General features: G+C 74.5%; 15 protein-coding genes. 10 read left to right on the forward strand and 5 right to left on the reverse strand.

All coding sequences use genetic code 11. The features are described 5' to 3' along the window. Positions 1-323: 323 nt before the first annotated feature. Both ACTWLT_RS22890 and ACTWLT_RS22895 read left to right on the forward strand, forming a co-directional pair. Positions 324-5,333, forward strand: coding sequence for a WG repeat-containing protein (locus ACTWLT_RS22890; protein ID WP_445320150.1), 5,010 nt, complete (start codon positions 324-326; stop codon positions 5,331-5,333). Between the two features lie 42 nt (positions 5,334-5,375). After that, positions 5,376-6,374 (forward strand): aldo/keto reductase family protein, encoded by a 999-nt coding sequence (locus ACTWLT_RS22895; RefSeq protein ID WP_252419579.1) that lies wholly within the window; start codon positions 5,376-5,378, stop codon positions 6,372-6,374. A 63-nt stretch (positions 6,375-6,437) separates the two neighbouring features. On the opposite strand, the gene ACTWLT_RS22900 is transcribed toward ACTWLT_RS22895, so the two are convergent. Then, positions 6,438-7,235 carry a site-2 protease family protein gene (locus ACTWLT_RS22900; protein WP_252419578.1) on the reverse strand — a complete coding sequence of 266 codons (798 nt, stop codon included), beginning with the start codon at positions 7,233-7,235 and terminating at the stop codon, positions 6,438-6,440. Continuing rightward, positions 7,235-7,435 (reverse strand): hypothetical protein, encoded by a 201-nt coding sequence (locus ACTWLT_RS22905; protein WP_252419577.1) that lies wholly within the window; start codon positions 7,433-7,435, stop codon positions 7,235-7,237. Before ACTWLT_RS22905 ends, ACTWLT_RS22900 begins: the two co-directional genes overlap by 1 nt. Before the next feature lie 146 nt (positions 7,436-7,581). Between ACTWLT_RS22905 and ACTWLT_RS22910 the strand changes: the two genes are divergently transcribed. The 4 genes from ACTWLT_RS22910 (at position 7,582) to ACTWLT_RS22925 (ending at position 13,443) form a co-directional block, all read left to right on the forward strand. Beyond that, positions 7,582-9,351, forward strand: a complete 1,770-nt coding sequence (locus ACTWLT_RS22910; protein WP_445320151.1) for a serine/threonine-protein kinase — start codon at positions 7,582-7,584, stop codon at positions 9,349-9,351. Between the two features lie 60 nt (positions 9,352-9,411). Further along, positions 9,412-11,325, forward strand: a complete 1,914-nt coding sequence (locus tag ACTWLT_RS22915; RefSeq protein ID WP_445320152.1) for a bifunctional adenosylcobinamide kinase/adenosylcobinamide-phosphate guanylyltransferase — start codon at positions 9,412-9,414, stop codon at positions 11,323-11,325. After that, a complete protein-coding gene (locus ACTWLT_RS22920; RefSeq protein WP_445320153.1) occupies positions 11,315-12,088 on the forward strand; it encodes an adenosylcobinamide-GDP ribazoletransferase in 774 nt (257 codons plus the stop codon). The genes ACTWLT_RS22915 and ACTWLT_RS22920 overlap by 11 nt, the downstream gene beginning before the upstream one ends. Before the next feature lie 65 nt (positions 12,089-12,153). Beyond that, a complete protein-coding gene (locus ACTWLT_RS22925) occupies positions 12,154-13,443 on the forward strand; it encodes a DUF2314 domain-containing protein (protein WP_445320154.1) in 1,290 nt (429 codons plus the stop codon). A gap of 19 nt (positions 13,444-13,462) precedes the next feature. Here ACTWLT_RS22925 and gcvT read toward each other — a convergent pair whose 3' ends face one another. Continuing rightward, entirely contained in the window at positions 13,463-14,593 is a 1,131-nt protein-coding gene (gene gcvT / locus ACTWLT_RS22930; protein WP_252419573.1) for a glycine cleavage system aminomethyltransferase GcvT, read from the reverse strand. 162 nt (positions 14,594-14,755) lie between these two features. On the opposite strand from gcvT, the gene ACTWLT_RS22935 reads away from it, so the two are divergent. Next, positions 14,756-16,330 (forward strand): leucyl aminopeptidase, encoded by a 1,575-nt coding sequence (locus ACTWLT_RS22935; RefSeq protein ID WP_445320155.1) that lies wholly within the window; start codon positions 14,756-14,758, stop codon positions 16,328-16,330. Positions 16,331-16,392: 62 nt separating this feature from the next. Here the strand turns inward: ACTWLT_RS22935 and ACTWLT_RS22940 are convergent, their stop codons facing one another. Then, on the reverse strand, positions 16,393-16,722 hold the full coding sequence (locus tag ACTWLT_RS22940) for a hypothetical protein (RefSeq protein ID WP_252419571.1): 330 nt from the start codon (positions 16,720-16,722) through the stop codon (positions 16,393-16,395). 178 nt (positions 16,723-16,900) lie between these two features. Between ACTWLT_RS22940 and lpdA the strand changes: the two genes are divergently transcribed. Then, entirely contained in the window at positions 16,901-18,292 is a 1,392-nt protein-coding gene (gene lpdA / locus ACTWLT_RS22945) for a dihydrolipoyl dehydrogenase (RefSeq protein WP_445320156.1), read from the forward strand. Between the two features lie 66 nt (positions 18,293-18,358). Next, complete coding sequence (gene sucB / locus ACTWLT_RS22950; RefSeq protein ID WP_445320157.1) at positions 18,359-20,206, forward strand: 2-oxoglutarate dehydrogenase, E2 component, dihydrolipoamide succinyltransferase; 1,848 nt, start codon at positions 18,359-18,361, stop codon at positions 20,204-20,206. Positions 20,207-20,286: 80 nt separating this feature from the next. On the opposite strand, the gene ACTWLT_RS22955 is transcribed toward sucB, so the two are convergent. After that, positions 20,287-21,222, reverse strand: a complete 936-nt coding sequence (locus ACTWLT_RS22955; protein WP_445320158.1) for an SDR family NAD(P)-dependent oxidoreductase — start codon at positions 21,220-21,222, stop codon at positions 20,287-20,289. A 149-nt stretch (positions 21,223-21,371) separates the two neighbouring features. On the opposite strand from ACTWLT_RS22955, the gene ACTWLT_RS22960 reads away from it, so the two are divergent. After that, positions 21,372-21,941 carry a TetR/AcrR family transcriptional regulator gene (locus ACTWLT_RS22960; protein ID WP_445320159.1) on the forward strand — a complete coding sequence of 190 codons (570 nt, stop codon included), beginning with the start codon at positions 21,372-21,374 and terminating at the stop codon, positions 21,939-21,941. The last annotated feature ends 2 nt before the right edge of the window (positions 21,942-21,943 follow it).

The raw sequence follows: 21,943 nt of genomic DNA on the forward strand, positions 1-21,943 counted from the left end.
TTTCGCTTATTGGCCCAAATGTCCGAAACCATGGGATAACGTTTGGGCCCGTGGGCGGCGCCACAGTGGCGGTGAGAGAGCCCACGCCGTTACCCTCCATCCGCAGCCACGCCCTGCCGGAATGGGCGACTTGACCGGCACGCGAGGCCCCAGCGCGACAATTTGCAACGAGGTGACAACGCCGTGAGCGAGCGGACGCGAGCCGGCCACCGGAGCGTGGCAGGCGGCGACCGGACGCCCGGCGGTCACCCGGTCGCGCTCGCGGACGGCCCGCCTCCGACGGGGAGCGGCCGACCGGCCGGGTGTGGCGACGGGCTCGACGGATGAACGGCCGCTACACCGACCGGTGGCCGGACCCGAACGAACCATCCTGGGTGGTCGAACCGACCACCGAGTGGCATCCCCAGTTCCCCGGCCAGCGCTACCCCGGCGACATCGGCCTGTCCCACCAGCCGCCCCCGCCGCCGCGCGGCCGGGCGACCGTGGTCGGCCGCACCGAGGTGCCTCCTCTTGCGCCCACCCGCCCCGACGGCACCTACCTCGGCCGCTCCTGGTCCGATGAGGAGCCGGCCGAGACGGCACCCTACGGCCGGTCCTGGCCCGACGAGGAGCCCGCCCACGGACGGTCCCGGAGCGACGACCGCCCGGCGGAGGCGTCCGCCTACGGCCGGCCCGACGGTGCCGACGCCGCGCGCTACGACCACGAACCGTACCGACGGCCGCTACCCGAGCCGACCCGGCGCGACGACCGCCGTTCCCCCGAGTCCGACCGGCGGACCGCCTGGTCCGACCGCCGCCCCGGCGAGGAACGGGCACCGGCCCGGGAGGCCGCCTGGCACCGGGACCAGCCCGCCGAGCGGTACGACAGCCGCCCACCCCGGCAGGAGCCGGCCGACCCGGAGCGGGGGTACCGGCCCGCGCCACCGGTGTCCCCCGCACCGCGCACCCAGCCCGGCTGGGTGCCGGAGCCGGAGGAGGCGCCACGCCGGCGCGGCACACCGGAGCGACCGGCAGCCGGATACGACCGGCGCCCCGACGACGGCTACGGCACCCGGCACCCCGACGGCTACGGCACCCGGCCCGCCCGCGGCACCGACGGCCGGACGGCCGACGGCTGGGCCGCCGACGGCGCTGGTCAGTGGGCCACCGTGGACGGCCGGTCGCGGTACCGCGACGACAGGTACCCCGACCGGGCCGCCGAGGACACGCGCCGCCCTGATCGCGGTGCCGACAGCGCACGCCGCCCGGACCGGGTCACGGAGGAGAACGGCCGCCCCGACCGGGACGCGCGCCACCCCGACCGCGCCGCGGACGACGCGCGACCGGCGGCACGGGCCCGCACGGACGCCGGTCCACCCGGCGAGCGGCGGTACCACCCGGACGAGCGGGTCGGCCCGCCACAGACGCCCGACGATGGACGCCGCCGTCGGCCGGAACCGGAGACACCCGGTCAGCCGCGCCGGGACGACGAGCGGCGTCGACCCGACGCCGACCCGCACCGGCAGGCACCCCGCGACGCGGCGGCCCGAGCCGAGGCGTACCCGGACCGGCGCCCCCGCGAGGAGATCCGGCCGGAGGTCTACCGCGAGGAGGCCTACCGCGAGCCCCGGCCGCAGCCGGGCCACCGACCGGACGGCGGCCTGCCCTGGCCGCCGCCGGGTCCCGTACGCCCGGACCGCACCCGCGAGCCGGGCTACCGTGCCGAGCCGCACCAGACCGCCGACCCGCACCGCACGGCCGAGCCGGGCGTCCCGTCGCGGCCGCCCGCACAGCAGCCGACCGCGCCGTCCCGGTACGACGATCGACCGGCACGCCCCGCCGCGACGGCTCCGCCCGCCCAGGCCACCTCCGGCAGGGCCGCCCCGGTTCCGCCGGTCTCTCCGGAGCGACCGGTGTCGCCGGCACCCGGCCGGGACCGACCGGTCTCTCCCGCCCCTGTCTCCCCCGCTCCGGCGGACCACGAGCGTCGCCCGGCGGCCCACATCCCGCCCGCTCGCCCGGATCGGGACCGGCCGGTGTCGGCGGCCCCGGTCTCCCCGGCGACGGACGTACCCGTCTCCGGTCCGCCGGCCGCCCGACTCCGGCTGGAGTACCTGCCCGCTCCGGTGGACCCACCGCTGCCCGACGAGCGCCCGGACCACCAGCGGCACGGCGGCGAGCCCACCACGGACCGCCGCCCGGTCAACGGGCCACTGGGCGCCACGCCGACGGCCGACCGTCGGCCAACAGCGCCGGCGCACCCGACAGCGCCGGAGCGGCCTGCCTCGACCGGTAACACGCGTCCACCGGTCGCGCCGCCACCCACCTGGCAGGTTGCGGATCCCCCGGCCACTCGGCCGGCACCGACACCTCCCGCACCGACACCTTCCGCACCGACACCTCCGGCCCCGGCAACACCGACACACCCGGTCCCGACGCCCACGGCGACGGACGCCGGGTCGGCGCTTCCGATCGCCCCCGGCAGGCCACGCCGGTACGTACCGCCGCCGCCGTCGGAACCGCCCCTGGCACCCGCTCCAGAGCCGGCGGAGACGCCCGTCACCGGCGGACCGGCCGCCTGGTTCAGCCCCGCCCAGTCCGACTCCGACCAGGACGAGTCCGCGACGGACCGCCCACCCACCGACGCCGCGGACGATCGACTGGCGACCGACGCCGAAGCCGGGTCCCCGGCACCGGCCGGAACGGAGCGCGAACCGTCAGCCCCGGTCGCCGAACCAGCCGTCGCTGACGAGACGACCGACCGGCACCCCGACGGGGCGGCCGACCGGCGCCCCGCCGTGGCGAGTGACCCGGCTCCAGACGGAGCGGTCGCCCGACCGGTCTCCGCGCCGCCCGGCCCACCGGTGTCCACACCGGCAGTCCAGCCGGTCTCCGCACCGCCGGCGCGTCCCTTCTCGGCACCGCCGGCCGCACCGGTCTCCGGCGACCGCGACCCCTGGACCGACGACACGGGCACCGAACCGGGGTCCAGTGTCGGGTGGACAGCGGCCGACGCACCCGGGCCGATCTCCGCACCGCCGGTCCACCCGGTCTCCGCACCGCCGGTCCACCCGGTCTCCGGTGCACCCCGTAGCTCGGTGGACGACCTGCTCGACGACACGCAGGCCGCCGTTGAGTCGACACCGACCGAAGCCGACCGGCCGGTCTCCGGTACGCCGAGCACCGAGACAGGGCACCACCAGACCGAACTCTCCGCCGAGGCCGACCACCCGGTCTCCAGCCCGCCGAACACGCCGACCTCCGGCGCGCCCCCCGCCTGGGTGGCCGATCGCCGCGCCGACCCGGAACCAGTGGACCGGCCGACGTCGGCGCCGCCCGCGTTCGGTGCGCAAGCGCCGATCCCCGCCCAGGTGGACCGGCCGGTCTCCGCACCCCCGGACGGAAACACGGACCCGGTCGAGCGCGACCCGGCCGGACAGGCATCGGCCTCGTCGCACGACCCGTCGGCGGACACGGCCTCCGGTTGGAGCACCGCCGGACCGGCGGCCGGCACGCACCCGGACGACCGGCCCGCAGCGGGTGGGCCGCCGGACCGACCCGCGCCGACCGACCACGACGCGGTACACCCCGTCTCGGCCCCTCCGGTCTCGGCCCCACCCGCACCACCTGCGGCAGCAGCGCCCGTCTCCGCGCCGCCCGCAGCGCCGGTCTCCGCGGCACCCATCTCCGCACCGCCCGTCTCCGCACCGCCCGTCTCCGCACCGCCGGACGTCGCCACACCGGTCTCCGGGCCGCCGGCGTACGAGCGGCCGGTCTCCGGGCCGCCGGCGTACGAACAGCCGGTGTCCGCACCGCCGGTCGCCGCGGAATCCATCTCCGCACCGCCCGTCTCCGCACCGCCGGACGTCGCCACACCGGTCTCCGGGCCGCCGGCGTACGAGCGGCCAATCTCCGGGCCGCCGTCGTACGAACAGCCGGTGTCCGCGCCGCCTGCCGGAGCCGTTCCCGGGCCGCGGGGCGGGTCATCCGAGGAGAACGTGCCGGTGTCGGCGCCGCCCGACACTCCGCCGCCGGCGGCACCTCGCCGGACGTTGGCCGACCAGGGTGACCCGGAGCAGGTCCTCGGGGCGTACCGCTGGCGGCTCGACCCGGTCACCCTGCGGGAGGATCTGACGGAGCCCGACGAGCTACGGGCGATCCGGCGGCGGCTGACCGAGAAGTTGGGTTCGGCCGTCGACAACCGGGCCAGGGCTCGGCTGCTCAGCCTGCGGGCGGTGGCGTCCCGGATCCTCGGCGACCTCGACGACGCGCTGGCCGACGGCCGGCTCGCCCTCACCTACGCCGAGGCCACCGGCGAGCTGCGCCGGACGGCGCTGGCCCAGGCCCGGCTGGCCCACGTGCTGCGCTGGCGCGGGGACTTCGCCGAAGCCGACCAGCTCTTCGCCCAGGCGAACTCCATCGAGCTGCCCGACCGGCTGCGGGCCGCGCTGCACGAACACGCCGGTCGGTCCTGCTACGACCAGGGCCGGCTCATGGAGGCCTGCCAGCACTTCGAGTGGGCGCTCGACCTGCGCGGGGCCGGCGACCCCGACCTGCTGGACCGGATCCGGGTGGCCCTCGACGCGGTCACCGCACGGGCCACGGCGCAGGGCTTCGGGCCGTACCCCCGGGGTCGGGACGAGGTGCTCGACCGTGACCGCCCCCCGCTGCCGGTGCGGGACGGACCGCTGTGGGGCTACACCGACGCGGACGGCGACCTGATCATCCCCGCCCGGTACGCGGAGGTGCAGCCGTTCCACGACGGGCTGGCCTGGGTCCGCCGGCCGGAGACCGACCGGTGGTCGTTGATTAACCTGCTCGGTACGACGGTGATCCCGCCGACGTACCGCGCGGCGCGTCCGTTCAGCGACGGCCTGGCCTGGGTGGCGGACAGCGCGAACGGCTGGCAGGCGATCGACGCCACCAACGCGGTCCACGTTCCGCCCGGTTTCGCCGAGGTGCGACCGTTCCGTCGTGGGGTGGCCGCGGTACGGCGGGAGGGGTGGGGCGCGGTCGACCGGACCGGCCGGATCGTGGTCCCGACCCGCCACAACGGCTTCGTGACCGAGCTGGCCGATGGCCAGCAGGTCGACGGCTTCACCGACGAGGGCCTCGCGGTGGTCGACGTGGCCGGCCGGCGCGGTGTGGTGGACCGCGGCGGCTCGGTGCTGGTCGCGCCGGCACACCCGATGCTGGTCATCCACCCGGTGGCGTTCCTGGTGGGCAGCGGCCCCGGTCGGTGGGGCGCGCTGGACCGCCGCGGCGAGCCGCTGATCGACCCGGTGCACCCGGACCGGGCCGCGGTGCTGGCGGAGATCGACCGGCTGCTCACCGATGCCAACCCGGTGCTCTGAACCGGTTCGGCGCTTGTAAACCAGCGGGGCTAGGGTCGGGGCATGGAATTCCGACACCTGGGCCGTTCCGGCCTGATGGTCAGCGAGATCTCGTACGGCAACTGGATCACCCACGGTTCGCAGGTCGAGGAGGACGCCGCGTTCGCCTGCGTCCGGGCCGCCCTCGACGCGGGCATCACCACCTTCGACACCGCCGACGTGTACGCCGGCACCCGGGCGGAGGACGTGCTCGGCCGGGCGCTGCAGAACGAGCGCCGTGAGGGCCTGGAGATCTTCACCAAGGTCTACTGGCCGACCGGGCCGGGTCGCAACGACCGTGGCCTGTCCCGCAAGCACATCATGGAGTCGATCAACGGCTCGCTGCGCCGGCTGCGCACCGACTACGTGGACCTCTACCAGGCCCACCGGTACGACCACAGCACGCCGCTGGAAGAGACGATGGAGGCGTTCGCCGACGTCGTGCACTCCGGCAAGGCGCACTACATCGGTGTCTCCGAGTGGACTGCCGCGCAGCTGCGCGCCGCCCACCCACTCGCCCGGGAGCTGCACATCCCGCTGGTCTCCAACCAGCCGCAGTACTCGATGCTCTGGCGGGTCATCGAGGCCGAGGTCGTGCCGGCGAGCGAGGAGCTGGGCATCGGCCAGATCGTCTGGTCGCCGATGGCGCAGGGCGTGCTGTCCGGCAAGTACCTGCCGGGGCAGCCGCCGCCGGCCGGTTCCCGGGCCACCGACGAGAAGTCCGGCGCGGGCTTCATCTCCCGGTTCATGACCGACGAGGTGCTGACCCGGGTCCAGCAGCTCAAGCCGCTGGCCGAGCAGGCCGGGCTGAGCATGGCCCAGCTCGCCGTGGCGTGGGTGTTGCAGAACCCGAACGTCTCCTCGGCCATCATCGGCGCGTCCCGCCCGGAGCAGGTGCACGACAACGTGAAGGCCGCCGGGGTGAAGCTCGACGCCGAGCTGCTCAAGGCGATCGACGAGATCGTCGAGCCGGTGACGGAGCGGAACCCGGAGAAGACCGAGTCCCCCGCCCAGCGCCCGTAACGCTCGGCCCTCGACCGCACCGATCCAGGGTCTGGCGCCAGACCCTGGATCGGTGTGGCGGGGTCAGCCCTGCCAGAAGCGGATCAGCTGAAGGCCGGTCGCGTAGAGCCAGGAGGGCAGGCCCAGGGCGTCTCCCACGGCGAAGACCCCGTCGAAGAACCAGCCGCCGATGCGCGGGTTCCACAGCAGCGCGAAGAGCAGCAGGAAGCCGTACGGGGCGAACAGGTCGTACATCCGGCGCCACTGCGGGTTGAGCCACGGCTGGATCATGTTGCCGCCGTCCAGGCCGGGGACCGGCAGAAGGTTCAGCACGCTCGCGGTGAGCTGGAGGAAGGCCAGCAGCGCCACTCCGGCCCAGAACTCCACCGGGCCGCCCGCCGGTGCGCCGATCCGTATCGCCGCGACCAGCACCAGCGTGAACAACACGTTGGTCGCCGGGCCGGCGAGGCTGACCAGGGTGTGCCGCAGCCGGCCCGGGATGGCGTGCCGGTCCACCCACACCGCGCCGCCGGGCAGGCCGATGCCGCCGAGCAGCACCACCACGACCGGCAGCACGATCGACAGCAGCGGGTGGGTGTACTTCAACGGGTTGAGCGTCAGGTAGCCGCGGTGGGCGATGTCCCGGTCGCCGGCGCGGAAGGCCACCACCGCGTGGGCGTACTCGTGCAGGCAGAGTGACACCAGCCAGCCGGAGACCACGAAGAGGAACACGTCGAACCGGACGCTGCCGTACCCCTTCCAGGTCAGCACGCCGCTGACCACGAAGAGGGCGACCAGGCCGAGGAAGACCGGGCTGGGCCGGAACGCCGCCCGTGGCACCCCGAGCACCAGCCGTTCCCCGCCCGGCCGGTCGTAGCCCATCACTCGGCCGTGGGCAGCAGGCTCATCCGGTAGTCCACCCGGTCGTCTTCGACGAGCGCGACCGAGGTGACGCCGGACGCCGCGAGCTCCCGCCAGGTCTGACCGATCCAGGATTCGGCGTCGGCCTGGCTGCCGAACGACTCCGCCGGTCCCTCGACCGCCTGGCCGTCCGTGCCCTCGTACCGCCAGCTCCACGCCATGCCGCGTCTCCCCTCGCCGCTGATGTCCCCGTGGGACGAACCCTCGCCAGCGTAGTCGGCCCGGCGCGCAACGACCGCTCGCTCGCCCTCGGCCGAGACCCACGGGTTGATCAATCCCCGTCGACGCGGGCCGGTACGGTGGCTCGGTGCTGACACGGGGAGTGCTGCTCGGGGACCGGTACCGGCTGGGCGAACGGGTGGCGACGGGCGGGATGGGGGCGGTCTGGCGCGGCACCGACGTGCTGCTGGAACGCGAGGTGGCGGTGAAGGTGCTGCTGCCGTCGCTGGTCGCCGACCCGGAGTTCACCGCCCGGTTCCGGGCCGAGGCGCGGATGTTGGCGGCGCTGCGGCACCCCGGCGTGGTGGCCGTGCACGACGTCGGGCAGGCCGTGCTGGCCGACGGCAGCCGGGTCGACTACCTGGTGATGGAGTACGTCGAGGGCGAGCCGTTGTCCGCCCGGGTGCGCGGGACGGGCCGACTGGACCCGGCGACCACCATGTCGGTGCTGGCGCAGGCGGCGGACGCGCTGCACACCGCCCACCTCGCCGGCATCGTGCACCGGGACGTGAAGCCGGGCAACCTGCTGGTCAAGGCCGACGGTCGGGTGGTGCTGGTCGACTTCGGCATCGCCCGCTCCACCACCATGGCGGGGCTCACCGCCGCGAACATGGTGCTCGGCACCGCCTCGTACATGTCGCCCGAGCAGGCCACCGGCCAGCAGGTCTCCCCCGCCACCGACGTCTACGCGCTCGGCGCGGTGGCGTACTTCTGCCTGGCCGGACAGCCGCCGTTCGACGGGGACAACCCTCTCGCCGTGGCGCTGCGGCACGCGCAGGAGGAACCGGCGCCGCTGCCGGCGGACACCCCGCCGGCCGTGGCGGCGGTGGTCGCCCGCGCGCTGGCCAAGCGTCCCGAGGACCGCTTCGGCAGCGCCGCCGAGCTGGCCGGCGCCGCCGCCGACGCCCGCGACGCGACCCTGGCGAGCATCCCGGTCGCCGCCCGCCCACCGTGGGCGGTGGCCGCCCCCACCCCGGGCGCCCCGATCCCGACCCCGCCGCCCGTCCCGACGCCCACGTCGCCGACCCCCGCGCCGCCGTCCGCGCCGACGCCGGCCCCGCCGACGGACCCCCGTCCCCCGGTCGTCCTGGCGAGCGAACCGACGGGGACCCGGCCGACGCGGGAGGACGCGCTCCGGCCGGGCTCGGCCCGACGGCGTCTGCCACTGCTGGTCGGCGCCGGTGTGGTCGCCCTCGTCGCGCTGGTCGCCGTGGCCGTGGCGGTACTGCGACCCGACGGGGAGCCCGGCGGCGCGGAGCTTCCGCCGGCGCTGGCCGGCGAGTCCGCGTCGGCCTCGGACGTCCCGGCGCCGAGCGGCGACGCGACCACCCCGGGGCTCCGGCCGAGCGGCACGCCGGGCGCCAGCCGCAGCGCGACAGCCGACCCGACCGGCACCGGCGGCGAACCCGGCGCGCCGGCCAGCGGTGACCCGGCCCCCCGCACCGCGGCACCGGGGAGCACACCCACCGGGTCCGCCAGCAGCAGGCCGACATCCGGTGGCAGCCCGGTGGAGCGGCCCAACCCGTACACGGCCGCGCAGGCGTGCGGCAGCGGCTACCAGGTGATCGACTCGGCGACGTTGACCGGCGGTGACGGCCGCCGTAAGGGCCGGGTCTACCTGCTCTACCACTCCGGCAGCGGCGCCAACTGCGTGGTCACCCTCAAGGACACCGCGGTCGGCACACGGTCGGCGGTCTCGGCGTACCTGGAGGTGCAGGGGGGTGCCCGCAGCACCGACAGCGGGTCCTTCGACTACTACGCCGGGCCGGTACGGGCCAGCGCCGCCGGAAAGTGTGTGAAGTGGGGCGGCGCCACCGGCGGGGTCAGCTACGGCAGCGGGTTCGAACACTGCGGCTGACCACATCGCGAGCGCCGGGCCGGCAGGCAGCGGGACACCGGGCGGCCTTAAGGTACGGGCATGTCCGTTGACGGGTGGAACACGGTCCTGGTGCTCGGCGGTATCCGGTCCGGCAAGTCCGAGTTCGCCGAGTCCCTGGTCACCGACGCGCCGGTGGTCCGCTACCTCGCCACCGCGCCCGAGGGGGACCCGGAGGACACCGAGTGGGCGACCCGGCTCGCGGCGCACCGCGCCCGACGGCCGGGCAGCTGGACCACCGAGGAGACCGCCGCCGACCCGCGGCGTCTGGCCGACGTGCTCGAGTCCGCCCAGCCCAACGAGACGCTGCTCGTGGACGACCTGGGCGGCTGGGTGACGGTGCTGCTCGACCCGGATCACCAGCCCGCCGACGACCTCGCGACGATCGCCGAGCTGGCCGAGGCGCTGCGCGGGTGCTCGGCACGGGTGGTGCTGGTCAGCCCCGAGGTGGGGCTGTCACTGGTGCCGACCACGCCGCTGGGCCGGGCGTTCACCGACGCGCTCGGCGCGGCCAACCGCGCGGTGGCGGACGCCTGCGACGCGGTGGTGCTGGTGGTCGCCGGTCAGCCGGTCTGGCTGAAGCCGGCCGTCGCACCCGTGAGCACGTCGGAGACCGCGACCGCGTCGGCGTCGGTCGGCTCCGGGGCGGTCGTCTCCGCGCCCGTCGGCGTCAGCCTGGCCGACAGCGAGCCCACCCCCGAGGTGCAGCTGCCGGACGTGCTGACCCACACGCCGCCGGTCGCCCCCAACCAGGAGCCCGGCAACCCCTGGGCCGCACCGACCATGGCGCTGCCGATAGTGGCCACCGGGTTGGTCATCCAGCCCGGCATGGAGCTGCCGATGCCCGACGAGCACACCGGGCCGCAGGCGGTGGACCGGCTGGCCACCCTCGACGTTCCCGGTGCCGGGCTGGGCGTGCTCGACCGGGTGGTCGGCTTCGCCGCGGCCACCCAGGGCACCCCGACCCCGGTCGCCTGGAGTTCGGTACGGGTGCTGCTGCTGCACGGCGACCACGCCGGCGGGGCGTCCGCCGGCGCCGTGGCCGGGGATTCGGCGCGCCGGGCCGCGCAGGCCCGCGCCGGCCAGGGTGCGCTGGCCCGGCTGGCCGCCGAGAGTGGTGCCAGCCTGCAGGTGGTGGACACTCCGGCCGCCGCCCCGATCGAGGACCAGCCGGCGCTCGCCCCGGAGCAGGTGGAGTCCGCACTGCGCTACGGCTGGCGGTTGGCCGAGCAGGCCGCCGACGCCGGCGTAGAGCTGCTCGTGCTGGGCGCGTGCGGCGCCGGCACCGAGGCGGCCGCCGCGGCGGTGCTGGCGGCCACGGCGGGCGCCGAGCCGCAGGCCGTGCTCAGCCGGGTGATCACCGACTCCGGCGAGATCGACGACGCGGCCTGGATGATCCGCTGCGCGACGGTACGCGACGCGCTGCACCGCACCCGTCGCTCCCCGCGCAGCGCCAAGGACGTGCTGGCCGAACTGGGCGGCGGCGACGTGGCGGTCGCCACCGGCGTGCTGCTCGGGGCCACCGCCCGCCGGGTACCGGTGCTGCTGGACGGGCCGGTCGGCCTGGCCGCCGGCATGGTCAGTCGCGATCTGGCCGGGCAGGCGCGGCACTGGTGCCTGCTCGCCGACCACGGCGGGCACCCGGCGGTGCGGCTGGCCGCCGACGTGCTCGGCATCACCCCGCTGCTCGACCTGCGGCTGGACCTCGGCGAGGGGGCGAACGCCCTGGTCGCGCTCCCGCTGCTGCGCTCGGTGCTGGCGCTGGCCGCCGCGCTGCCGGTCCACCCGTCGCTGGCCACCGGAGAGCCGGACCACGAGCAGCCGGAGTCCGGCGCCCCGGAGCCCACCGAGCCGGAGTACACCGACCCGGAGTTCGTCGAGCCTGAGCCGGACGGACCGGGCCCGGCCACCACCGGGGCCGACGAGCAGGCCGCGTCGGGCTGGCGTGCCGGCTGAGTCGCGGCTCGCCGCGGGGGCCCGGCTGGCGGTCACCACGTTCAGCATCCTGCCGGTGCGGGCCGGGCGGATCGACTGTCCGGTGGCGGGTACCGCGATGGCGCTCGCCCCGGCGGTCGGGGTGCTGCTCGGCGCGCTGCTGGCCGGTGTCCTGCTGCTGGTCGGTGCGCTCGCTCCCCCGCTGGTGGCCGCCGGCGTGACGGTGGGCGCCGCCGCCCTGCTCACCCGAGGTCTGCACCTGGACGGGCTGGCCGACACCGTGGACGCGCTCGGCTCGTACCGGCGGGGCGCCGCCGCGCTGGAGATCATGAAGAAGCCGGACGTCGGCCCGTTCGGGGTGGTCGCCCTGGTGGTGGTCCTGCTGGTGCAGGCGGCGGCACTCGCCGAGCTCGCCGGGCGGTCCTGGCCCGCCTGCCTCGCGGCGGTGGTCACGGCGACCGCCGCCGGGCGGCTGGGCGTGACGGTGGCCTGCCGGCGGGGCGTACCGGCGGCCCGGCCGGACGGCCTGGGAGCCATGGTGGCCGGAACGGTCGGCCCGCTGGCGCTGGCCGCCGGCGCGGTCGCTGTCGTGCTGCTGGCGGTGCCCGCGGTGCCGGACCGGCCGTGGCAGGGGCCACTGGCCGTCGCCGGCGCGCTCGCCGTCGCGGTGCCGCTGCTCACCCACGTGGTACGCCGGCTCGGCGGGATCACCGGCGACGTGCTCGGCGCGACCGTCGAGGTGGTCACCACGCTGGTCTACCTGGGTCTGGTGCTGTCCGGCTGAACCGGGTGAGGCGGGCCGGGTAGCGTTCGCCTCGACAGCACCGGCGCCGCCACCGGGGGACAAGAATGCTCATCACGGACGACTTCCTGCCCGTACCGGTTCCGGAGTCGCTCAGCGCGACCTACCTGGTGCCGATGGCCGGGCTGCCGAAGGTCAGCCCCAAGACCGCTGTGGCGGCCCTGACCGGCCGGCTGGCCGAACCGGTGCACGGCCTGGCCCGGCAGATGCTCGACAGCCCGCTGATGAGCGTGGACACCCGGCCGATCGCGGAGTTCCCCGAGCTGCCGCCGGATCTGCTCACCGCGTTCGGTGCCACCGAGGCGCAGTTGGCGCGGCTGGCCGCGGCAAGCCACCTGGTGGTGGTGCAGGCCGAGTACCGGCCGGGCTGGCCGCCGGCGCACGAGTGGTCGGCCCGCGCGGTCGCGGCGGCGGTCGCGGAGTCCGTCGGCAGCGACGTGGTGGACGTCTTCGGCCTCCAGTTCCTCGACCCGGCGACCGCGTTGCGCTCGCTGCCCGACGAGCAGGGCCGGATCCGGTTGGTGGACTGGGTGCTGGTGCCGTACTCCTCGGATGTGGAGGGTCTGTGGTTCACCACCAAGGGCCTGCGCCGCTTCGGGCTGCTGGAGTTGCAGACCCAGGGGGTGCCCGACCACCTCACCCGGGCCTGGGGTGCGGTGATGACCGGGGCGGCCCGGCGGCTGCTGCGGGACTGGACCGACGGGCTCAACGGCGAGGAGGTGCCGGCGTTCGTGCAGTTGCCGGTGCTGGCCACGGTGACCGGGCACGACATCGCGGTGGCGTACGGCAACCCGGACCAGCACGGCGCGACCGCTCCGGTGCTGCTGCGCCTGGAGCTGGACCCGGCGACCGACCCGGAGGCCGACTCGTTCCTCAGCCTGCGCCCGCCGCTGGGGCATCCCGGTCCCGACGGGCGCTACTACGCGGCCGCCTGCGCGACGCTGTTCGCGGGAATCCAGCCGGACGTGCGCTACGCCCGCTCCGGTGACGCGATGAGTCGGGCGGTCGCCACCGCCCGCGCCGCGCTGGGTGACGCCCGGGCCCGGTTCGTGGCCGGGCAACTGCCGGCGGAGTCGCAACTGGTGGTCAAGTACGGCCTGCCCGGCGACGACGGCCCGGAGTACGTGTGGGCGGGTGTCACGTCGTGGGACGCTCCGGAGCGGATCGTCGGTGTCAGCGCCAGCGACGCGGCCAGCGACCCCTCGGTCCGCATCGGCGCCCCGGTCGTGGTGGAGGCGGCCGACGTGGTCGACTGGGCGGTGCTGGACGGCACCGGCGTCATCGAGGGCGGCTGGACCCAGGCCGTCCTGGACTCGGGCGAACCCCCCACCCCCTGAACCCCGGCCCCACCCCCGGTTACTTCACCGAGGGGGTGACGAAGGGGGGCTTGGTGATCTGCATGGGGGCTCGGCGGCCGCGGATCTCGATGTCCACGACGTCGCCGTCGGCGAGCTTGGCGTCGGTGTCCAGCAGGGCCAGGGCGACGCCCTGCTTGCGGGTCGGCGAGAAGGTGCCGCTGGTCACCGTGCCGACCTGCGCGTCACCGACGTGCAGGGTCATCCCGGGCCGGGGAATGGCCCGGTCGACGGCCACCAGGCCGCGCAGCGTGCGCCGAGGGCCGGCGGTCTTCTCGGCGAGCAGGGCGTCGCGGCCCCAGAAGGCCGGCTTGTCCCAGCCCACCGCCCAGCCGGAGCGGGCCTGCACGGGGCTGATCTCCAGGGAGAGGTCCTGCCCGTGCAGCGGGTAGCCCATCTCGGTGCGCAGCGTGTCCCGGGCGGCCAGGCCGCAGGCACGCAGCTCGACGCCCTCGCCGGCGGCGAAGAGCGCGTCCCAGACCGTGACGGCGTGCTCGGCCGGCACCACCAGCTCGTAGCCCAGCTCGCCGGTGTAGCCGGTACGGCACACCGTCAGCTCCACCCCGGCCAGGCTGGCGGCGGAGAAGCTCATGTAGCCGTGCTCGGTGGGCAGACCGAGGGTGGTCAGCAACTCCGCCGAGCGCGGGCCCTGCACGGCCAGCACCGCGTACGCCTCGTGCTCGTCGGTGACGGTCACCTGCTCGGGGGCGGCGGCGCGCAACCGGCGCACCACCTCGGCGGTGTTCGCCGCGTTCGGGATGAGGAAGACGTGGTCGTCGGCGTACAGGTAGGCGATGATGTCGTCCACCACGCCGCCGGTGGCGTCGTCGCAGCAGAGCGTGTACTGGGCCCGACCGGGGCCGATCCGGCCCAGGTCGTTGCTGAGGCAGGCGTTGACGAACTCGGCCGCGCCGGGGCCGCTCACCCGGGCCTTGCCCAGGTGCGACACGTCGAAGACCCCCACCGCGGTACGCACGGCGGTGTGCTCCTTGAGCACCCCGCCGCCGGCGTACTCCAGCGGCATCTCCCAGCCCCCGAAGGGGGCGAACTTGGCGCCGGCGGCGGTGTGCCGCTCGTGCAGCGGGGAACGGCGCAGCCGGGTCTCGGCGGCGGCGGAGGTCACGTCGGTCATGGGTGGCAACTTACCGGGGGCAACGCCGCTGGTTAGCATCGGCGGGACCCTGTCGGCGCCATCGACGGGACAGCCCTGACGTCCGGCGGGTAGGTTCCGCCGGAGACCTTCACCGCCGGTACGCGACGCCGCGACCGGCCCGGCCCGCCCGGAGTAGCTTCAGTGACATCACCCCGCACCACCATCCTGAGCCTGGTCGACACCGACCCGGCGGAGCTCGCCGTCGACGCGATCGTGATCGGCGTGCACAGCCAGACCGGAGAGCAGGGCGCCACCAGCGGCCTCGCCGGCACCCTGCTGCTGGCCAGCGGCGCGGAGAGCATCGCCGCCGCGTTCGACGGCAAGCTGACCGAGACGCTGGCGCTGCTCGGCGCGACCGGTGGCCCCGGCGAGGTGATCAAGCTGGCCACCCTGGGCACGGTCACCGCCCCGGTGGTCGCGGCGGTCGGGCTCGGCCCGGAGCCGTCGGGTGCCGCTCCGGCCCCGGAGACGCTGCGCCGGGCGGCCGGCGCGGCGATCCGCGCACTGGCGGGCGCGGCGAAGGTGGCGCTGGCCATGCCGCTGCCGGACGACGCCGACGCGCCGGCCGCGTTGCGCGCGGTCGCCGAGGGCGCGCTGCTCGGCGGGTACCGGTTCGCCGGCTACAAGACCCGCCCGCAGCCGGCCCGGCGGGAGCCGGTCGCCGAGGTACTGGTCGCGGTGCCGGACGCCGGTGACGCGGGCGCCCAGGCGGAGATCAGCCGGGCGCAGGCGGTGGCCGGCGCGGTCCGGCTCAGCCGGGACTGGGTGAACACCGCGCCGAACGAGCTGCGTCCGCCGTCGTTCGCCGAAGCGGTGGCCGACGCCGCCCGTGCCGCGGGCCTCGGGGTCGAGGTGCTGGACGAGGCGGCGCTGGCCGCCGGCGGCTACGGCGGCATCATCGCCGTCGGGCAGGGCTCGGAGGCCCCGCCGCGGCTGGTGAAGCTGACCTACACGCCGGAGGGGGGCGGCAACGGCAAGCGGGTCGCGCTGGTCGGCAAGGGCATCACCTTCGACACCGGCGGCATCTCGATCAAGCCGGCGCAGGGCATGTGGGAGATGAAGTCCGACATGGCGGGCGCCGCCGCGGTGGGTGCGGCCATGCTGGCGATCGCCGCGCTCAAGCCGGCGGTGGCGGTCAACGCCTACCTGCCAATGGCGGAGAACATGCCGTCGGGCACCAGCTACCGGCCGGGCGACGTGATCAGCATGTACAGCGGCAAGAAGGTCGAGGTGCTCAACACCGACGCCGAGGGCCGGATGATCCTGGCCGACGCCATCGCCCGCGCCTGCGAGGACGGCACCGACTACCTGTTCGAGACCTCCACCCTGACCGGCGGCCAGGTGATCGCGCTGGGCAAGCGGATGGCCGGCGTGATGGGCACCCCGGAGCTGTGCGAGCGGGTCCGGACGGTCGGCGACGCCGTCGGCGAGCCGGCCTGGCCGATGCCGCTGCCGGACGACGTGCGCAAGGGCATGGACTCCGAGGTGGCGGACATCTCGCAGGTCAACGCCGGGATGGACCGGGCCGGTCACATGCTGCAGGGCGGCGTGTTCCTGCGCGAGTTCGTGACCGACGACGTGGCCTGGGCGCACATCGACATCGCCGGGCCGGGCTACCACTCGGGTGAGCCGGTCGGCTACTGGACCAAGGGTGGCACCGGCGTCCCGGTCCGTACCCTCGTGCAGCTGGTGGAGGACGTCGCCGTCAACGGCTGACCGCCACCTGACCTCGACGACGACCGGGGCGCCCCCTGCTGGGGGGCGCCCCGGTCGTCGTTTCAGTACAGCTCGGGGCGGCGTTTGCGGCGCTCGTTGAAGTCGCGCATCCGCTGCGGGTAGCCCATCAGCCGCACGTCGTACACGGGGATGCCCATCCGGTACGCGAAGCGGCGCGCGCCGTCCGGGCCGTCGATCCGCCGGCGGGTCCACTCCCCGTCGTCGGCGATCAGGATGACCGTGGTCTCGGTCACCGTCGTCCTCGGCTCGATGAACGCCTCGACGCCGCGCCGGCTCCGGACGAAGTTCTCCAGATGGTCCAGGTCGCCACGATCGGCGGCGCGGTCATGGCTCGGCACACGCGCCTGCTTGCGGCGGCGGAACAACCCCACCGGACCTCTCCCCCATGTTCTGTCATCGACATCGGTGCCAAGGGTACGTGTCGCCGACGTGTCGTTGGGCACCTCGGTACGCACCCTGTGCCCAGTGGTGACAAGATGACCGAGGTGGGGTGTGTCCGTGTTACCCCTCCGTGACCCCCGATGCAGTGACGCGACCTGGGAGTTGAGCGTGAGCGAGCCGAACGACGCAACCTTCGACATTGTCATCCTCGGAGGTGGCAGCGGCGGCTACGCGGCGGCGCTGCGCGCCGCCCAGCTGGACCTCTCCGTCGCGCTGATCGAGAAGGGCAAGCTCGGGGGCACCTGCCTGCACAACGGCTGCATCCCGACGAAGGCCCTGCTGCACGCGGCGGAGATCGCCGACCAGGCCCGCGAGTCGGAGCAGTTCGGTGTGAAGGCCGAGCTGATCGGCATCGACATGGCCGGGGTCAACGCGTACAAGGACGGCGTGGTCTCCCGCCTCTACAAGGGCCTGCAGGGCCTGGTCGGTGGCTCGAAGAACATCACCTTCGTGGCGGGCGCCGGCAAGCTGGTCGGCAAGAACGTGGTCGAGGTGGACGGCAAGCGCTACACCGGCCGCAACGTGGTCCTGGCCTCCGGTTCGTACGCCAAGAGCCTGCCCGGCCTGGAGGTCGACGGCGAGCGGATCATCACGAGCGACCACGCCCTCACCATGGACCGGGTGCCGTCGTCGGTGATCGTCCTCGGTGGCGGCGTCATCGGCGTCGAGTTCGCCAGCGTGTGGAAGTCCTTCGGTGTGGACGTGACGATCGTCGAGGCGCTGCCCCGGCTGGTCGCCGCCGAGGACGAGGAGTCGTCGAAGGCGCTGGAGCGGGCGTTCCGCAAGCGGAAGATCAACTTTAAGGTCGGCAAGCCGTTCGAGAAGGTCGAGAAGACCGAGAGCGGCGTCAAGCTGACCATCCAGGGCGGAGAGACCGTCGAGGCCGAGCTGCTGCTCGTCGCCGTCGGTCGCGGCCCGAACACGGCCAACCTCGGGTACGAGGAGCAGGGCGTCAAGATGGACCGCGGCTACGTGCTGACCGACGAGCGACTGCGCACCAGCGTGCCGAACGTCTACGCGGTCGGCGACATCGTGCCCGGCCTCCAGCTCGCACACCGGGGCTTCCAGCAGGGCATCTTCGTGGCCGAGGAGATCGCCGGGCAGACCCCCGCCGTGATCGACGAGGTCGGCATCCCGCGCGTTACCTACAGCGACCCGGAGCTGGCGTCGGTGGGTCTCACCGAGGCGAAGGCCAAGGAGCAGTACGGCGCCGACAAGGTCAAGACGTACAACTACAACCTGGGCGGCAACGGCAAGAGCCAGATCCTCAAGACCACCGGCTTCGTGAAGCTGGTCCGGGTCGAGGACGGCCCGGTGGTCGGCGTACACATGGTCGGAGCCCGGGTGGGTGAGCTGATCGGTGAGGCGCAGCTCATCTACAACTGGGAGGCCTACCCGGCCGAGGTCGCCCAGCTCGTGCACGCTCACCCGACCCAGAACGAGGCCTTGGGCGAGGCGCACCTGGCCCTCGCCGGCAAGCCGCTGCACGCGCACGCCTGATCATTCAAACCGCGGCGTCCGGCGACGGGCGAAGATCCCCTAGGGGAATGAAGGAGTCTGGAGAAAATGCCGGTATCGGTCACCATGCCCCGGCTCGGCGAGAGCGTCACCGAGGGCACCGTCACTCGCTGGCTCAAGCAGGAGGGCGACACGGTCGAGGTCGACGAGCCTCTGCTCGAGGTCTCCACCGACAAGGTCGACACCGAGATCCCGTCGCCCGCGGCGGGCGTGCTGAGCCGGATCGTGGTCGGTGAGGACGAGACCGCCGAGGTCGGCAGCGAGCTGGCCGTCATCGCCGGTGAGGGCGAGTCGGCCGGTGGCGGCGAGGCCGCCCCGCAGGAGCAGCAGCAGGCCCCGGCCGAGTCGGTCGAGCCGGCCGCCGAGCCGACGGCCGCCGCCGAGGGCACCGCCGACGAGGTGGCCCAGGACGAGGCACCGACCGAGACGCCGGCTCCGGCCGCCGCCTCGTCGGGCGAGGGCACCGCGGTGAAGATGCCGGCCCTGGGCGAGAGCGTCACCGAGGGTACGGTCACCCGCTGGCTGAAGCAGGTCGGCGAGACCATCGAGGTCGACGAGCCGCTGTTGGAGGTCTCCACCGACAAGGTCGACACGGAGATCCCGTCTCCGGTCGCCGGCACGGTCCTGGAGATCAAGGTCGCCGAGGACGAGACGGCCGCCGTCGGCGCCGATCTGGCGATCATCGGCGTCTCCGGCGCGGCCCCCGCACCGGCGAAGCCCGAGCCGAAGCCCGAGCCTGCGGCGGCAGCGCCGAAGGCCGAGCCGAAGCCGGAGCCGAAGGTCGAGGAGCCGACCCCCGGCATGTCGTACAACGAGCCGGCCGCGGAGACCGAGCAGGCCGCGCAGCCGGCGAAGGCCGAGCAGGCCGCCCAGCCGTCCGCGCCGACCCCGGCGCCGCAGCGTCCCACCGCGCCCGCCCAGGGTGGCGGCGAGGAGGCCGCCGGCTACGTCACGCCGCTGGTCCGCAAGCTGGCCAGTGAGCACGGCGTCGACCTGTCCTCGCTGAACGGCACCGGTGTGGGTGGCCGGATCCGTAAGCAGGACGTGCTGGAGGCGGCGGAGAAGGCGAAGGCGAAGGCGGCCAAGGCCGCTCCCGCCGCGCCGCAACCGGCCGCCGCGGCACCGTCGGCGGCTCCGGCCAAGCCGGCCGCGAAGCCGCAGCCGAGCGCCAAGCGGGGCACCACGGAGAAGCTGCCGAGGATCCGGGCGACCATCGCCAAGCGGATGCAGCAGTCGCTGCACGAGACGGCACAGCTGACCACGGTCGTCGAGGTCGACGTCACCAAGGTTGCCAAGCTGCGGGCCCAGGCCAAGGACTCGTTCCAGGCCAAGCACGGCGTGAAGCTGTCCTTCCTGCCGTTCTTCGCCCTCGCCGCCATCGAGGCGCTCCAGACCCACCCGATCATCCAGGCCAGCATGGACCTGGACGGCGGCACGATCACCTACCCGGCCGCCGAGCATCTCGGCATCGCCGTGGACACCGAGCGCGGGCTGCTCGTGCCGGTCATCCACAACGCCGGTGACCTCAACATGGGCGGCATCGCCAAGCGGATCGCCGACCTGGCCGAGCGCACCCGGGCCAACAAGATCACCCCGGACGAGATGGCCGGGGCGACCTTCACGCTGACCAACACGGGCAGCCGGGGCGCGCTCTTCGACACTCCGATCGTGCCGTCGCCGCAGTCGGCGATGCTCGGTACGGGTGCCGTGGTGAAGCGGCCGGTCGTGGTCAACGACCCGGAGCTGGGCGAGGTCATCGCGGTCCGGTCGATGGTCTACCTGGCCATGTCCTACGACCACCGGCTGATCGACGGCGCCGACGCGGCCCGCTTCCTGACCGCGGTCAAGGAGCGGCTGGAGGCCGGCAACTTCGAGTCGGAGCTGGGCCTGGCCTGATCCCGAGCCAACCGAAGAAGGGCGCCCCGGTCGTCGACCGGGGCGCCCTTCTCGTCGTTCCTGGTGGAGCGGGCGGGATCTCAGCCCTTGAGCAGCTGGGTCGAGACCTGCCAGAGCCGCTCGGCGGCCTCCGGGTCGAGTGCGTACGCGGCGACACCGCGCCGTTCGCCGGGCTGGGCCAGGCCGGCCTCCTGGCAGTCCTCGAAGTACCGCCCGCCAGCCCCGTCGATCAGCGGGGACGCGGCGACCAGCACCGAGGTGGCGGCGCCCTGCTCGACGGTCTTCCAGGCCGCCGCGTTGCCCGCGCGCAGCCGGTTGAGCTCCTCCTCGCTGACGTAGCGCTGGAGGTTGGTCTGGATCGCCCCGGGCATCAACGAGTTGGCCACGATGCCGTCGTCGGCCCAGAGCCGGGTCGCCTCCACGGCGAAGAGCACGTTGGCCGTCTTGGACTGCCCGTACGCCTCCCACGGCTCGTACGGCCGGCGCTCGTACTGGATGTCCTCGAAGACCACCGGTGAGCGCAGGTGGGCGGCGGAGCTGACCGAGGCGATCCGTGCCCCGTCGGCGGCGGCCAGCGCCGGGCGCAGGCCGGTGGCGAGCGCGAAGTGCCCCAGGTGGTTGGTGGCGAACTGCATCTCCCAGCCCTGCGGGGTCCGCATCTCGGGCGCGGCCATGATGCCGGCGTTGTTGACCAGCATGTGCAGTGGGCCGTCCCAGTTGGCCACGAAGTCCGCCACCGAGCCCTGGTCGGCGAGGTCCAGTGGGGCGACCAGGATGCGGTCGTTGCCGGTGCTGGCCGTGATGTCGTCGGCGGCGCGGTGCCCGGCGTCGGTGTTGCGGACGGCCAGGGTGACCTGCGCGCCGGCGCTGGCCAGGGCGCGGGCGGTCTCGACACCGATGCCGGACGACCCGCCGGTGACGATCGCCCGCCGCCCGCCGAGGTCCACGCCCTGGATCACGTCCATGGCGGTGGAGTCATGGGTGAACGGTGTGGTGATCGGGGTGCTCGTCGTCATGATCCATCCTTGTCGGGGTGGGGCGGACCGACCGGCCCGCCACTACGATGGAAGCGGAGGATCCTCCGCTACGGTCGAGACTAACCGGAGTGCCCTCCGGATACCACTGCGGGGTGCGCCCGTCGGTCCGTACCAGCCAAGGAGGAGACGTGTCGGACACCGGCCCCCGCCCACTACGGGCGGACGCCGCGCGCAACCGCGAGCGACTGCTGAAGGCCGCGGTCCAGGCGTTTTCCCGCCCCGGGCCGGAGGTAACGCTCGACGCCATCGCCAGGGAGGCGGGTGTGGGCATCGGCACGCTCTACCGCCACTTCCCCACCCGGGAGGCGCTGGTCGAGGCGGCGTACCGCAACGAGCTGGGCAAGCTCTGCGACGCCTCCCGCGAGCTGCTCGACCGGTTGCCGCCGGATCGGGCGCTCCGGGGCTGGATGTCCCGGTTCATCGACTACCTCACCACCAAGCGTGGCATGTCCGACGCCCTGCGCCTGGTGATCGCCGCAGGCACCAACCCGTACGCGCAGAGCCGCGACCGCCTGCTGGAGGCGTTGGGCCGGCTGCTGGACGCGGGCATCGCCGCGGGCACCCTCCGGGCCGACGTCGAAACCGGCGACGTGCTGGCTGGCCTGAGCGGCATCTCCCTGGCCTCCGGCGAGCGCGCACAGGCCGACCGACTGCTCGACCTGCTGATGGACGGCCTGCGGCACCGGCCGACGGGCTGACC

Source organism: Micromonospora yongxingensis, from assembly GCF_052601155.1.

Excerpts from the sequence above, each read along its gene's own strand:
- ACTWLT_RS22915 (WP_445320152.1), top strand. The coding sequence starts at position 9,412 with ATGTCCGTTGACGGGTGGAACACGGTCCTGGTGCTCGGCGGTATCCGG.
- ACTWLT_RS22925 (WP_445320154.1), top strand. The coding sequence starts at position 12,154 with ATGCTCATCACGGACGACTTCCTGCCCGTACCGGTTCCGGAGTCGCTC.
- sucB (WP_445320157.1), top strand. The coding sequence starts at position 18,359 with ATGCCGGTATCGGTCACCATGCCCCGGCTCGGCGAGAGCGTCACCGAG.
- ACTWLT_RS22890 (WP_445320150.1), top strand. The coding sequence starts at position 324 with ATGAACGGCCGCTACACCGACCGGTGGCCGGACCCGAACGAACCATCC.
- ACTWLT_RS22905 (WP_252419577.1), bottom strand. The coding sequence starts at position 7,435 with ATGGCGTGGAGCTGGCGGTACGAGGGCACGGACGGCCAGGCGGTCGAG.
- ACTWLT_RS22900 (WP_252419578.1), bottom strand. The coding sequence starts at position 7,235 with ATGGGCTACGACCGGCCGGGCGGGGAACGGCTGGTGCTCGGGGTGCCA.
- ACTWLT_RS22895 (WP_252419579.1), top strand. The coding sequence starts at position 5,376 with ATGGAATTCCGACACCTGGGCCGTTCCGGCCTGATGGTCAGCGAGATC.
- ACTWLT_RS22955 (WP_445320158.1), bottom strand. The coding sequence starts at position 21,222 with ATGACGACGAGCACCCCGATCACCACACCGTTCACCCATGACTCCACC.
- gcvT (WP_252419573.1), bottom strand. The coding sequence starts at position 14,593 with ATGACCGACGTGACCTCCGCCGCCGCCGAGACCCGGCTGCGCCGTTCC.